This is a genomic window from Janthinobacterium sp. TND4EL3, assembly GCF_900156175.1.
Taxonomy (GTDB): Bacteria; Pseudomonadota; Gammaproteobacteria; order Burkholderiales; family Burkholderiaceae_D; genus Janthinobacterium.
Genome location: NZ_FTMV01000003.1, coordinates 261,610 through 275,005, shown reverse-complemented (window position 1 = coordinate 275,005; position 13,396 = coordinate 261,610). Strand labels below are relative to the sequence as shown.

Below are 13,396 nucleotides of genomic sequence, written 5' to 3'. Positions count from 1 at the left end.
GCCTACTTCCATTTCCCGCGCAATTCCTGCACCTTTTGCTGCAGCAATTCCGGCGTAGCGGACTCCGGTGGCACGGGCATGCCCACGGCCAGCGACAAACGCGAGCGCAGGCCCGCCTTGAAGGCGCGCTCGAACAGATAGCCATTGCGATGGCTCAACAAGTGCCCCCACAGGCCGCGCAGCGCCAGCGGAATCACGGGCACCTTGCTGCGCGCGACGATCTTGGCGATGCCGCCCTTGAATTCGCTGATCTGGCCCGTGCGCGTCAGCTTGCCTTCAGGGAAGATGCAGACGAGTTCGCCTTCGTGCAGCGCTTGCGCAATATCAATGAAGGCCTTTTCCATGAGGAAAGGATCTTCCTTGGCCGGCGCGATGGGGATGGCCTTGGCCGTGCGGAAAATCCAGCCCATCAGCGGCATCTTGAAGATGCGGTGATCCATGACGAAGCGGATGGGACGGGGGCTGGCCGCCATGATGACGATGGCATCGACATAGCTGACGTGGTTGCACACCAGCACGGCCGCGCCTTCCGCAGGGATGCGCTCGCCATCGACGACTTTCACCCGGTGCACGGTCTGGATGAGTATCCACGCGAGGAAGCGCATGAGGAATTCCGGCACCAGCGAGAAGATATAGGCGGCCACCAGCGCATTCAGGATCGCCGTGACGAGGAACAGCTGCGGGATGGTGAAACCCTTTCCCAGCAGCACGATGGCCACGCCGGCGGCCGCCACCATGAACAGGGCATTCAAAATATTCATGCCGGCAATCGTGCGCGAAATGTGTTTCGGGTCGCAGCGCGTCTGGATCAGCGCGAACAGGGGCACGATGAAGAAGCCGCCGAACACGCCGATCATGACGATGTCGAGCAAGATGCGCGGCACGCCCGCCTGGCCCACGAAAGCCAGCGCGTCGACGATGTGCGTATTCGCATAGGCATTGCTGGCGAAATACAGGTCGATGCCGAACAGGGACAGGCCGATGGAGCCGAACGGCACCAGGCCGATCTCGATCTTGTGGCCCGACAGCCGTTCGCACAGCAAGGAACCCGTGCCGATGCCGACGGAAAACACGGTCAGCAGCAGCACGAACACGCTGTGGTCGCCGTGCAGGAAATCCTTCGAATACACGGGGAATTGGGCCAGGATCAGGGCGCCGTAGAACCAGAACCAGGAATTGCCCAGCATGGCGAGGAAGACGGGACGGTTCTTGCGCGAAAAATTCAGGTTGCGGAACGATTCGGCAACAAAGTTCAAACTTACCTTCAAGTCCGGCTCGGGTGCGGGCGTGCGCGGCACGCGGTAGCTGGCGATCAGGCCGAAGACGGCCACGGCGATGGTCGCGCCGGCCACCAGTTCCACGCCCAGCGGCTTGTGCACGATCAAGACGGCACCGAGGATTTCACCCAACAAGATGCCGACGAAGGTACCCATCTCGATCAGGCCGTTGCCACCGACCAATTCCTCGGCTTTCAGCTGCTGCGGCAGATACGCATACTTGACGGGACCGAACAGGGTCGAATGCACGCCCATGCCCACGACGGCCGCCACCAGCAGCCACAGCGTGTGCGTCATCCAGCCGGCGGCAGCCACGGCCATGATGGCCAGCTCCATCCATTTGACGAAACGCGCCAGGCCCGCCTTTTCGAATTTATCTGCCAGCTGGCCCGCCGTGGCCGAAAACACGACGTAGGGCAGGATGAACAGGCCGGGAATCAGATTCGTGATGGTGGACGGGTCGAGCGTGGTCCAGCTCAGCGCATCGTAGGCGAGGATCACCATCAGGGCCGTCTTGAACAGATTGTCGTTGAAGGCGCCAAAGAACTGGGTCCAGAAGAAGGGCCCGAAACGGCGCTGCGACAATAAGGAAAACTGGCTGCTTTGACTCATGGCATGGGGGGCTGGCAATTAAGGAATTGCTAAAATACAGCACTATCCTGCGCACGACAATCTTAATGTCTCCGCCTTGCTTAGCATCAATACTGAAAACGGCGTGCCGCGCCATGCTGGCACCATCGTGCGGACACCGTCCCTGGCACTTGCATAGACAGCAATAAATCGCCAGTTTATTGATAATAAGGTAATGTGCGCATACATCGGGCGCCTTCGCCCGGCTCTTCCATGAAAGCTACCCCATGTTTGGATTGTTAACGCTGATCATACTAGGTTTGCTGATCGCCGCCTTCGTGCAGGTGCAGCAGCAGCGCAGGAAAGTGGCCGATCTGGAGTTGCTGACAGCGCGTTTGCGCAAGGAAGTTGACGGCATCGGGCAGCGCCTGCAAGCGCTGGAAGGCCAGGCCGACGCGAACGTCCCGCCGCTTGCCCCCGTCGCAGTCGATAGCGTGGCGCCAGTGCCCACGCGGCCGCCCGCCCCCGTGCCACAAGCGGCCGAGATCAAGGTGGCCGAAGTGGCGAAGGTCGTGCCGGCAGCCGCCCCTGTGCCGCCGAAGTCGGCGCAGCCAACCCTGCCGCATCCCGCCAGGCCCGTCGCCGCCGCCCCCAATACCCCCTCCTGGATCGCGCATCCGGACGGCCTGCTTGCCAAGGCCAGGAACTGGCTGTTTACCGGCAACCTGGTCGCCAAGCTGGGCTTGCTGATCCTCTTCCTCGGCGTCAGTTTCCTGCTCAAGTATGTGTCGGCCCAGGTGACGCTGCCCATCGAACTGCGCCTGGCCGGCATCGCGCTGGCCGACATCGCCCTGCTGGCCTGGGCCTGGCGCATCCGCGTCAAGCGTCCCGGCATCAGCTTGCCGCTGCAGGGCACGGCGCTGGCGATATTGATGCTGGTCACGTTCGGCGCCTTCCGCCTGTATGAATTAATCCCGGCCGGCCTGACCTTTGCCGTGCTGTTCGTGCTGACGGCGTTCACGTGTTTGCTGGCCGTGCTGCAAAACGCCGTCTGGCTGGCCATCTTCGGCATCGTCGGCGGCTTTGCCGTGCCCCTGCTCGTATCGACGGGCAGCGGCAACCATATCGGCCTGTTCAGCTATTACGCGCTGCTCAATGCGGGCGTCTTCGCCATCGCCCTGCAACGCGCCTGGCGCGTGCTGAACGTGCTCAGTTTTGGCTTCACCTTCGTCGTCGCCACCACCTGGGGCCTGCTGCGCTACACCCCGGACAACTACCTGTCCACGCAACTGTTTTTGATCCTGTTCGTGCTGTTCTATATCGGCATCGCGATTGCCTATTGCGCGCGCCAGGCGCCGCGCCTCAAGCACTACGTCGATGGCACGCTCGTGTTCGGCACGCCGCTGGCGGCCATGGGCCTGCAATACGGCCTGGTCCGGCACTTTGAATTTGGCCTGGCGTTTTCCGCGCTGGCCGCCGGCTTGACCTACACGGGCCTGGCCGTGGCCCTGTGGCGCCGCGAAGGCTTCCGCCTGCTGGCCGAAGCCTTCCTCGCGCTGGGCATCGTCTTTGGCACCCTGGCCATCCCGTTCGCCCTCGATGGCCGCTGGACGTCGGCCGCCTGGGCGCTGGAAGGGGCGGGCATCGTCTGGGTCGGCTTGCGCCAGCGCCAGACCCTGGCCTGGGCCTTCGGCCTGCTGGTGCAGGCGGCCGCGTGGTTTGCCTTCCTCGGCGCCATGCAGGAACTCAATACGACATCGGCCCTGCAGGCCAACATCTGGCTCGGCTGCGCGCTGCTGGCCGCGGCCGCGCTGGTGATGGCCTACAATTTCCGCCGCCATGGCAGCCACTTGCATCCGGAGTTCATGCGCAGCATGTCCGTGCTGTTCCTGACGGCCGCCACGGTCTGGCTGCTGGGCGGTATCTGGAGCGAGATCCTGCTGCGCACGGATGCCGCCACGCAACTGAACCTGCTGACGATCAGCGCGCTGGCAGTGGCGGCCCTGCTGGCGGCGCTGGCGCGGCGCGAACAATGGCATGCGCCGCGCGCCCTGCTGCTGGCCGTGCAGGTGCTGGCCGGCATGGTCATGCTCAGCCACGCCAGCTGGGCCTGGGACCGGCATCCGGCCAGCCTGTTCGACGGCTCCTTCCTCAGCGCCCTGCTGCTGGGCGCCGCCGCCTTTGCCAGCGCCCGCTTCCTTGCGCTGTGCGCGCGCGGCGGCGACGAACTGCTGGCCCTGGCCGCGCGCCCCCTGCTGGCCTGGAGCGGCTTGCTGTGGTTTGCCGCCATCCTCGTGCCCTTCACCAGCTGGCTGCTGCGCCTGATCGATGGCGACCTGAGCATGCAGCCGCACGCGGGCGAGCACTGGCTGGCGCTGTATCTGATCACCGTCTGCGTCACGACGCCCGCGTTCGCCGTCCTGGCGCGACGCCTGGACTGGCCGCAACTGCGCTGGCTGACCGTGGCCGCCTGGCTAGCCCTGGGCCTGTGGAGCGCCAAGCTGCTGCTGGCGCTGTACCTGCGCGACACCCTGCCGACGGGCTTGAGCTGGCTGGCCCTGGCCTGCGCCTTGGCGGCCGGCGAATTCCTGCTGCGGGCCTGGCCGAAAACCGGCTGGCCACTCGACGTGCGGGCGCTGCGTCTGCTGCATACGCTGCGCACGGCCGGCCCCTGGCTGATGCTGTGGCCCGTCGGCGCCATGCACGTGGGCGCCTGGCTGGCGCAACATGAAGGCAGCGTCAGCCCTGCCTGGGCACGCTACTTGCCGGCCTGGGCCATGATGCTGGTACTGGCCTGGCTGATCCGCCGCTGCCGCGCTGGCGCCTGGCCGGTGGCGCCCGTCGCCACGTGGTACCGGCGCTATCTGATACCGCTGGGCGCGCTGTGGTCGCTGCTGCTGATCGCCGCATGGAACGTCTTTGACGACGGCGGCATGGCACCGCTACCCTATTTGCCGCTGCTCAATCCGCTGGACCTGAGCACGGGCTTTGCCGTGCTGCTGGCCATCGCCAGCTACCGCTTGTTCCCGGCCGGCCAGATCCCGCTGCCGCCACGCTGGCAGGCACGCTTGCCCGTCGTGGCCGCGTGCGTCCTGTATGGCTGGTTCAACCTGATGCTGCTGCGCACGGTCTCGCACTATCTTGGCGTGCCCTACACCTTTGACGCCATGCTGGCCTCGCAGTTCGTGCAAGCGATGCTGTCGCTGGTCTGGAGCGTCACGGCCCTGCTGCTGATGCGCCATGCGGCCCGCCAACAGCGGCGCCAGCAATGGAGCATGGGCGCCGTGCTGCTGGGACTGGTTGTCTTGAAACTGTTCCTGATCGACCTGTCGAACGTGGGCGGCATCGAACGCATCATCTCTTTCGTGGGTGTCGGCTTGCTGATGGTCTTGATCGGCTACCTGGCGCCCTTCCCCAAGGCTGCCGCCCCAGCGCCAGCCGAACCCCAAGCGGGAGCCGCATGAAAACCATCTCAATCTGTTGCAGCCTGCTGCTGGCAGGCGCCGCGCCGGCAGCACCTGGCCAGGACCGGCCGCAAGACTATGGCTGGAGCATGCCCGTGCAAGTACCGGCGGGCGCGGGCATCGTCCAGCTAGCGTTACCCAAGGAAGTCTACCTGCACGCCAGTTCGGCCAGCCTGGCCGACGTACGGCTGTTCGACGCCGACGGCAAGCGCCTGGCCTATGCCATCGGTGCGCCGCCCGCGCAATCGGCCACGCAGCGGACCAGCATTCCAGCGCGCATTTTCCCCGTAACGGGCACGCCGGCAACTGGCGATGGCTTGCAAGGCATCGACATCCGCACGGCCGACGATGGCCGCTTGCTGTCGGTCAGCACGCGCGCCGGCACGGCAGCGGCCACGGCGGCACTGCAGGCGCTGATCCTCGACCTGGGCAAGCAAACGCACGACAAGCGCATCGCTGCCTTGCGCTTCACGCCGCCGGCCCGCACGGACAATTACAGTGCGCAAGTGCTGCTGGAAGTGAGCGATGACCTGAAACAATGGGACGCCATCGGCACCACCACCTTGAATTGGCTCAGCAACAGCGACACGCAAACCCTGGCCAACGACAGCATCGCCTTTGCGCCACGCGCGTTTCGCTATGCGCGCCTGAGCTGGCAGGCGGGCGTACCGCTGGCCTTTGCGGCGATTACGGCGCAAGCCGTCAGCGAAACGGACGTCGCCCCGGCGCGCGCCTCCGTCGTGCTGCAAGGCTTGCCCGGCAAGCAGGCGAATGAATGGCGCTACGCCACGCCCCTCGCCATTCCCGCCGACAGCATCGCCCTGCAATTGACGCATGCCAATGTGGTGCTGCCCGTGACGCTGGGCGTGTATCGCCAGAACAGCGAGCCTCCCCGGCACCGGCTGCACCTGCGCCAGCAGGCGCGGCCCGCCCAGGGCGCGTATTTCGATCCCCTGCTGAGCACAACGTTTTACCGCATCGGCCTCGATGGCAAGGAACGGATCTCGGGCGACTTGGCCATGCCCGTCACGCAGACCGGCGAATCGGTATTGCAGACATCCACGGAACAGCCGCTCGCCGCCGGCGATGCGCCCGCCTTGCGCCTGGGCTGGACACCGGCCACCGTCGTCTTCCTGGCCAGCGGCAAGCCGCCCTATCAGCTGGCGTTCGGCAACAGCAACGCCGCCGCCGTGGCGCAGCCGCTGTCGCAGGTGGCGCCCGGCTTCAAGGCAGAAGAATTGCTGGCGCTCACGACGGCCAGCGCCGGCCCGCTCCAGCCCAACGCCGGCGCAGAGGCGCCGCCGCGCGTCACCAAGGACGGGGCACCGTGGCGCCTGGCCGCACTATGGGCCGCACTGCTGCTGGGCGTGGGCGTGCTGGGCTTTTTTGCCTGGCGCCTGCTGACGCAGATGAAAGAGGAACAAGGCAGTACCGACAAGCAGGAACATTAGCCGCTCGGCCGCGACATTGCTGCCTTACTGCCGCAGCAGCGCCTTGAACGTCTGCGGCATCCAGGGACGCGCCGCCAGCATGAAGCTGATGGCCAGACGCTCGTCACCAGGCAGACGCGCGTCTTCCTGGTGCTGCTGCGAAAATTCTACCGCCACTTGCTTCAAGCGCTCCAGCAAAGCCGCCGTGGATTTTTTCGACAGCATCACGTTCACCAGGCGCAGCAATTCTGTCTCGCCATCGAATTGCGAATTCAGATAGTCGCCATAGGCTTCCTGTTTGAAATACGTGTGGATGGGGCCGTTCGGTATCCACGCAAACGTGCGCGCCACCAGCAATTTGACCCGGTTATTCGGCAGCAGTTCCAGAAAACCGATCTTGTCGAGGCGCAACAGATACTTGACGGCTTGCGCCTCGCTGATGTCGTAGATGGCGACGATCTGTTCCAGCGGCAGCAAATTCAGGGCGGAGACGGCCACCACGAACAAGCGGGTATCTTCGATGATTTCCTTTTCCTGTGCGTACGTCAGGCCCGTGATCAGCGTAGGCGCCGCCTGGGCTGACTGCACGGCCAGCGCCAGCTGCTGGAAATCACTGCCGATGGCCACCAGGATCTGGTCCAGGCGCTGCAGGGTAAATTGTTTCTGCGAAAACATCCGCTTGACGCTGGCTTCGGACACGCCGATGCGCTGGGCCAGCTCGGCATAGGTGACGGCGCGCGCCTTCAGCAGGCGTTTCAGGGCCTCGATCAGGGCGTGGGTTTGCGGCATGCACTTCCTTTATAAAAATAGCATCGGTTCCAGCGGCAAAAAAGTAGCGCAATACGCTACCTTCGGTATGCCTGCCCGCTACGAGTAGCGTTTTCATTGACCAATTGCCCACAGTCTACAATGATGGCGTGGCCACTTGGCACACTTGAAGGAGAAACACATGAAACGCCTGCTGCCCCTCTGCCTGTCCCTGTCGCTGTTGACGCTCTCCGTGGCCGCGCCCGGCCTGGCCCGCGCCGCTGCCTCGGAGAACCTGTCGAAAGGCTCGCAAAACCTCAGCCAGGGCTCTGCCATCGTAGTCGCCGGTTCCATGTCGATGCTGGTCGCCTCCGGCCAGGTGGTCGTTGCCAGTGTGGAAACGGTGGGTGAAGGCATCGTCATCGTGCTGAAAGGCGCTTCCGAGGCGGGCGGCGCGTCGATCCAGATGAGCACGCAAGCGGCCAAGGGCCTGTCGCTGGCGGCCGGCACCGTGGTCAATGTCGTGGCGCTGTCCACCGGCCACATGCTGGTCATGTCCGGCAAGGCCATCGCCTTCATCCCGAACGAACTGGGCAAGGCCCTGCTGCACCACTCCAAAGTGTAACCACCATGAAGAACGGAAATTCCATGAAACAGTTGCTCGCCACCGCCCTGCTGTGCGTCGCCACCATGGCGCCGCTGGCCCAGGCCAACTCCGACACCACCAACGCCTCCGACAATGCCAGCATGGCCTCGGCCATCGTGCTCGTCGGTTCCATGTCGGCGCTGGCCGCCGCCGGTGAAATCGTCATCGACAAGGTGGAAGACGTGGCCGACGGCAGCGTGCTCGTGCTCAAAAGCGCGGCCAAGAGCGCATCGTCCGCCGCCACGGCTTCCGTCAAGCTGAGCCAGAAGGCCATGCAAGGCCTGTCGCTGGCGGCCGGCACGGCCGTCAAGGTAGTGGCCGTCTCGACGGGTCACATGCTGATGTTGTCGGGCAAGGCCATCGCCTATGTGCCGAACGCGGCCGGCAACGCCATCCTCCACCATTCGAAGGCGTGAATCCCATGAAACGCCTTGCCGTCATCGTCTTCAGCCTGCTCCTGGCCGGCGCCGCCCATGCGGGGCGCTCGTGCGAGGAAAAGCCAACGGATGCGACCACCCTCGTCAAATCGATGGACCTGGCGCAAAAGACCCTGCAGGCGCTCGATGCCTCGGGCGCGCAGGTGGCGCTGCTGGCGCGCGCCGGGCAGGACCTGTCGAAGTACAATTTGCGCTACTCGCACATGGCGCTGGCCTGGCGCGACCACCCGAAGGGTCGCTGGCTGGTGGTGCATGAACTCAATGAATGCGGCACGGCGCAATCGTCGCTGTACAACGAAGGCTTGGGCAATTTTTTCATGGATGATCTGTTCATGTATGAAACCCTGATCCTGATTCCCGGCCAAGATACGCAACAGCAACTGGCACGCCTGCTGACGTCGAACACGCCCAAGCGCCTGCATGAGGCGCATTACAATATGCTGGCCTACCCGTTTTCCACCAAGTACCAGAACTCGAACCAATGGGTACTGGAAACCCTGGCCGCCGCCAGCAACGAGCCCGGCAAGATCGAAACGCGCACCGAAGCGCAAGCCTGGCTGCGCAGCGCCAGCTATGCGCCGCAAACGCTGAGCATCCCCGCCGCCACGCGCCTGGGCGCGCGCATGTTCCGCGCGAATATCGCCTTCGACGACCACCCGTTCGAGCGCCGCATGACGCGCCAGATCGACGTCGTCACCGTCGACTCCATCGTGCGCTTCATGCGCCAGCGCGAGCCGCAGGCGCAGGAAATCGTCGTGAAGGGAAATTAAGCACGCTGCAGAAGACGGAACAGCGGCCCGATTGCCAGCACCAGCACCACCATGCGCGCCACGTGGAAGGCCGTAACGATGGGCACGCCCAGGTGCAGTGTCTGGGCCGTCAGCGACATTTCCGCGATGCCGCCCGGCGACGTGGCCAGGATGGCCGTACCGGGATGAATGGCCAGCCAATGCGACAGGCCCAGGCCGAAGGCCGCCGCCAAAAGCAGCATCAAAACCGTGCAAGCGGCCACGCTGGCCAGGTAGCGCGGGGCAGCATGCAGGAAGGCGGGGCTGAAGCGCGTGCCCAGGGCGATGCCGATGAAGAGCTGGCCCGCGCGTATCATCCACTCGGGCAGGCGTGACAGATGGATGCCGCACGCCGTCAGCAGCAAGGCCGCCAGCAAGGGTCCGATGACCCAGGCGTTGGGCAGCCTGCCCCGTTTCAAGGCGAGGGCCGCCAGCGCCGTGATGCCGACCAGCAGCGCCAGCCCGCCATAGTCGACCAGCGCGGCACCCGGCACGAAGGTTTCATGCCCCGCCTCCAGGCCATGACTGCCCCAGTAGCGCACGCCGAATGGAATCGTCGCCACCACCAGCATCATGCGCAGGCTGTGCGCGGCGGCCACCTTGCCCACGTCGGCTCCATGGCGCTCGCTCTGCACCGCCATTTCGGAAGCGCCGCCAACGGCCATGGCAAAAAAGGCGGTGGCCGTGTCGGCGCCCGACAGGCGCCGCAGCAGCAGCGCGCCGGCAAGCCCCAGCGCCAGCGCGAACAGCACGGCGCCGGCGATCCACGGGATGTAGGAAGACAGCACGGCCAGCACGGGCGCCGTGAAGTACAGGCCCAGGGCCGTGCCGATGGCCCACTGGCCCGCCTCGCGCACCCGCACGGGGCACGCCAGCTCGCGTCCGGCCAGGCGCAGCGCGGCCGTGGAGAACAGGGGGCCGATCATCCACGGCAGCGGGGTGTGCAGCCACAGGCAGACGGCGGCACCCAGCAGGCCGGCGGCCAGCGCCGCGCCGAAAGCGCGCCAGCGCGGCCACCACGGCACCGTTAAAACACCCAGAGCTTGTCGGCCGGCATATGCAGCCAGTACTTGCCCGCGTCGAGCTTGTGGCGCGAGTACGCGCGCAGGCTGATGTTGTCCGCGCCGCCCCGTTCGAACAGGCATTCCCAGCGGTCGCCCAGGTACATGCAGGTCAGGAGCGGCATCTCGATGGCGTTGTCCACCTGCGTGGCGCTGATCTTCACCTCTTCGACGCGGACCATCGTCGTCACTTCCGTGCCCACGTTGGCGCCGCGCGCCACGCCCTGCATGGACGCGCCATCGACGAGCAGGCGCACGGCGCTGCCGTCGCGCTGTACCACCTTGCCGGGCAAGCGGTTGTTACTGCCCATGAACTCGGCCGTGAACAGGGTGTCCGGCGTTTCATACATGCTTTGCGGTGTGCCCTGCTGCTCGATCTTGCCGTTATTGAGCAGCAAGATGCGGTCGGAAATGGCCATGGCCTCGCCCTGGTCGTGCGTGACCATCAGCGCGGATAGGCCCAGACGCACGATCAGCTCGCGCAGGAAGGCGCGCGCCTCTTCGCGCAGCTTGGCGTCCAGGTTCGACAGCGGTTCGTCGAGCAGGATCACGGGCGGGTTGTACACCAGCGCGCGGGCGATGGCCACGCGCTGCTGCTGGCCGCCGGACAGCTGGTGCGGATAGCGTTCGCCCAGGTGCCCCAGGCCCAGCTGCGTCAGCACTTCCTTGATGCGCGCGGCGATCTCCGTGCTGCCCATCTTGCGCAATTTGAGGCCGTAGGCGACGTTATCGAAGACGGTCTTGTGCGGCCACAGCGCGTACGACTGGAACACCAGGCCCAGGTTGCGCTGCTCGGCCGGCATCTCGAACTGCTTCGCGCCGTCGAAGACATTGCGTTCGCCGATCTGGATGGTGCCCGCCTTCGGGCTTTCCAGCCCGGCGACGGCGCGCAGCAAGGTCGTCTTGCCACTGCCCGAAGGCCCCAGCAGGGCGACCACTTCGCCTTTTTTCAGGTGCATCGAGACACCCTTCAGGATCTGGTTGGCGGCAGCGCCGGTGCCATAGTCCAGGTGCAATTCATTGACGGTCAATTCATTCATGATGTGGTCTCAGTCTTCTATTAATTATGGAGTTTCACGCCAAAACGCAAGGCGATGCCCAGGCCTATGGCCACCAGGGTGATGTTGATGAAGGACAGCGCCGCCACCAGGTCGGTCGAGCCGCCCGCCCACAGCGATACCAGCATGGCGCCGATCACTTCCGTGCCTGGCGAGAGCAGGTACACGCCCGTCGAGTATTCGCGCTCGAAGATCAGGAACACCATCAGCCAGGCGCCCAGCAATCCGTATTTGATCAGCGGCAGGGTCACGTCGCGCGTCACCTGCCCGCGGCTGGCGCCGACGGCGCGCGCCGCCTCTTCCAGTTCAGGTCCCACCTGCAGCAGCGCGGTGGAAATCAGGCGCATGCCATAGGCCATCCACACCACCGAATATGCGAGCCACAGGGCGAAGATGGTCGAGCGCAATTCGCGCAGCACGGGAATCACATGGCCGCTCAGCCACAGGGCCACGCCGTTGTCCATGCCTTTCAAAATGCCGTCGAGCCAGGCCGGCACGAACAGGAACACCCACAAAAAGGACAGGCCGGCCAGCAGGCCAGGCACGGCGCGCGGCACCAGCACGCTGTAGTCGAGCAGGCGCGTGATGCCGTCCTGCTTGCGGTGCATGGCCAGCGCGATGAAACTGTAGCAGGCCACGGCCAGCGCGCCGCCGACGACGCCGATCAGGATGGTGTTGACGATGCCGCGCACCAGTGAAGGCTGATCGAAAATATCGCGGAAATGCTGCAGGGTCAATACGTCGGCCAGGTGCACGCCCTCGCCCCAGTACTGCACGAAGGAGCGCAGCACGATGCCGCTCAAGGGCAGAATGATGGTGAAGATCAGCCAGCCGGCCAGCAAGGCGAACGCCAGCCACTTCCAGCGGCCCAGCGGCATGGCCTTGCTGCGCGCGCCCTTGCCCTTGATCGACACGTATTTGTTGGCCGATTTGAGCAGCCAGCGCTGTATCATCACCAGCGGCATGGTCACCATCACCAGGCAGACGGCGACGGCGGCCATCAGATGGTACGACGGCGTACCGAGCTTGTTCGTCAGCTTGTACAGATAGGTCGGCAGCACCAGGTGGCCTTCCGGATCACCGAGCACCAGCACCAGGCCGAATACCTCGAAGCCGAGGAAGAACACCAGCACGCCCGCATACGCCAGCGCCGGCATGATCATCGGCAGCGACACATTGAGCATCACCTGGATCGGCGAGGCGCCGGCCACGCGGGCAGCTTCCTCCACGTCCGAACCCAGGCTTTTCAGTGCCGACGAGGCATACAGGTACACATGCGGCACGTGCGTCAGGCCGGCGATGATGACGATACTGGTAAACGAGTAGATATTCCAGGGTACGAAACCGAGCAACTCCTTCGCCCAGGTCGAGTAAAAGCCGACTGGCCCCATCGAGACGACGTAGCCGAAGCCCATCACCATCGGCGAGACAAAAATGGGCACCAGCAGCATGGGCGCCACCCAGCCGCGGCCCGGCAAGTCCGTGCGCACCATCAAAAATGCCAGCATGCCGCCCAGCGGCACGGCGATGACGGTCAGGCCGAAGGCCAGCATCAGGCCATTCTTGAAGGCCATGGCAAAATCGGGATCATCGAAGATGAAACGGTAGGAATCAAAGCCGAATTCGCGCACCGGCATGAAAAACGGCGCGTTCAAAAAGCTCTGGTAAAAAATCAGGAACAGCGGCAGGAAAATGGCGATCAGCGTGATCGTCACGACTACGCCGCGCGACCAGTTCAGGCGCGACAAGGGAGAGCGCGACCGTGCAGGCAGCGGCAAGATGGCAGTTTGCATGATGAATCCAATGAATGAAGGGTGCGGCATCCGCCCGCGAACCGCAGTTCGCAGGCGGCCTGGGAACTCCGATAAAACCGTAGCGAGCGGCAGTGATTTGTGGCCGAGAAGCGGAGCTGTGCGAA

At 64.7% G+C, this 13,396-nt stretch carries 10 protein-coding genes; 5 read left to right on the top strand and 5 right to left on the bottom strand.

The annotated features are described in order from the left end of the window. Nucleotides 1-2: 2 nt before the first annotated feature. Complete coding sequence (locus BXA07_RS07160; protein ID WP_076566874.1) at nucleotides 3-1,889, bottom strand: MFS transporter; 1,887 nt, start codon at nucleotides 1,887-1,889, stop codon at nucleotides 3-5. A gap of 245 nt (nucleotides 1,890-2,134) precedes the next feature. Here BXA07_RS07160 and BXA07_RS07155 point away from each other — a divergent pair, with 245 nt between their 5' ends. Next, nucleotides 2,135-5,311: a DUF2339 domain-containing protein gene (locus tag BXA07_RS07155; protein ID WP_076566873.1), complete on the top strand. Its 3,177-nt coding sequence runs from the start codon at nucleotides 2,135-2,137 to the stop codon at nucleotides 5,309-5,311. Next, nucleotides 5,308-6,762: a DUF3999 family protein gene (locus BXA07_RS07150; RefSeq protein ID WP_076566872.1), complete on the top strand. Its 1,455-nt coding sequence runs from the start codon at nucleotides 5,308-5,310 to the stop codon at nucleotides 6,760-6,762. Before BXA07_RS07155 ends, BXA07_RS07150 begins: the two co-directional genes overlap by 4 nt. A gap of 24 nt (nucleotides 6,763-6,786) precedes the next feature. Here BXA07_RS07150 and BXA07_RS07145 read toward each other — a convergent pair whose 3' ends face one another. Further along, entirely contained in the window at nucleotides 6,787-7,530 is a 744-nt protein-coding gene (locus BXA07_RS07145) for a helix-turn-helix domain-containing protein (protein WP_076566870.1), read from the bottom strand. A 160-nt stretch (nucleotides 7,531-7,690) separates the two neighbouring features. Here BXA07_RS07145 and BXA07_RS07140 point away from each other — a divergent pair, with 160 nt between their 5' ends. Genes BXA07_RS07140 through BXA07_RS07130 form a run of 3 tightly spaced genes read left to right on the top strand, consistent with a single transcriptional unit; the run spans nucleotide 7,691 to nucleotide 9,341 of the window. Further along, nucleotides 7,691-8,113: a hypothetical protein gene (locus BXA07_RS07140; protein ID WP_076566869.1), complete on the top strand. Its 423-nt coding sequence runs from the start codon at nucleotides 7,691-7,693 to the stop codon at nucleotides 8,111-8,113. 23 nt (nucleotides 8,114-8,136) lie between these two features. Beyond that, a complete protein-coding gene (locus BXA07_RS07135; RefSeq protein WP_076566867.1) occupies nucleotides 8,137-8,550 on the top strand; it encodes a hypothetical protein in 414 nt (137 codons plus the stop codon). A gap of 5 nt (nucleotides 8,551-8,555) precedes the next feature. Then, the gene (locus BXA07_RS07130; protein ID WP_076566866.1) at nucleotides 8,556-9,341 is read left to right on the top strand and encodes a DUF2145 domain-containing protein; all 786 of its coding nucleotides are present in this window, start codon (nucleotides 8,556-8,558) and stop codon (nucleotides 9,339-9,341) included. On the opposite strand, the gene BXA07_RS07125 is transcribed toward BXA07_RS07130, so the two are convergent. The 3 genes from BXA07_RS07125 to BXA07_RS07115 are packed head-to-tail and all read right to left on the bottom strand — an operon-like array spanning nucleotide 9,338 to nucleotide 13,271. Beyond that, nucleotides 9,338-10,384 carry an AbrB family transcriptional regulator gene (locus tag BXA07_RS07125; protein ID WP_076566864.1) on the bottom strand — a complete coding sequence of 349 codons (1,047 nt, stop codon included), beginning with the start codon at nucleotides 10,382-10,384 and terminating at the stop codon, nucleotides 9,338-9,340. The genes BXA07_RS07130 and BXA07_RS07125 overlap by 4 nt on opposite strands. A gap of 2 nt (nucleotides 10,385-10,386) precedes the next feature. Further along, nucleotides 10,387-11,460, bottom strand: a complete 1,074-nt coding sequence (locus BXA07_RS07120; protein WP_076566863.1) for an ABC transporter ATP-binding protein — start codon at nucleotides 11,458-11,460, stop codon at nucleotides 10,387-10,389. A 20-nt stretch (nucleotides 11,461-11,480) separates the two neighbouring features. After that, entirely contained in the window at nucleotides 11,481-13,271 is a 1,791-nt protein-coding gene (locus BXA07_RS07115; RefSeq protein WP_076567136.1) for an ABC transporter permease, read from the bottom strand. Between the last annotated feature and the right edge of the window lie 125 nt (nucleotides 13,272-13,396).

Excerpts from the sequence above, each read along its gene's own strand:
- BXA07_RS07160 (WP_076566874.1), bottom strand. The coding sequence starts at position 1,889 with ATGAGTCAAAGCAGCCAGTTTTCCTTATTGTCGCAGCGCCGTTTCGGG.
- BXA07_RS07155 (WP_076566873.1), top strand. The coding sequence starts at position 2,135 with ATGTTTGGATTGTTAACGCTGATCATACTAGGTTTGCTGATCGCCGCC.
- BXA07_RS07150 (WP_076566872.1), top strand. The coding sequence starts at position 5,308 with ATGAAAACCATCTCAATCTGTTGCAGCCTGCTGCTGGCAGGCGCCGCG.
- BXA07_RS07145 (WP_076566870.1), bottom strand. The coding sequence starts at position 7,530 with ATGCCGCAAACCCACGCCCTGATCGAGGCCCTGAAACGCCTGCTGAAG.
- BXA07_RS07140 (WP_076566869.1), top strand. The coding sequence starts at position 7,691 with ATGAAACGCCTGCTGCCCCTCTGCCTGTCCCTGTCGCTGTTGACGCTC.
- BXA07_RS07135 (WP_076566867.1), top strand. The coding sequence starts at position 8,137 with ATGAAACAGTTGCTCGCCACCGCCCTGCTGTGCGTCGCCACCATGGCG.
- BXA07_RS07130 (WP_076566866.1), top strand. The coding sequence starts at position 8,556 with ATGAAACGCCTTGCCGTCATCGTCTTCAGCCTGCTCCTGGCCGGCGCC.
- BXA07_RS07120 (WP_076566863.1), bottom strand. The coding sequence starts at position 11,460 with ATGAATGAATTGACCGTCAATGAATTGCACCTGGACTATGGCACCGGC.
- BXA07_RS07115 (WP_076567136.1), bottom strand. The coding sequence starts at position 13,271 with ATGCAAACTGCCATCTTGCCGCTGCCTGCACGGTCGCGCTCTCCCTTG.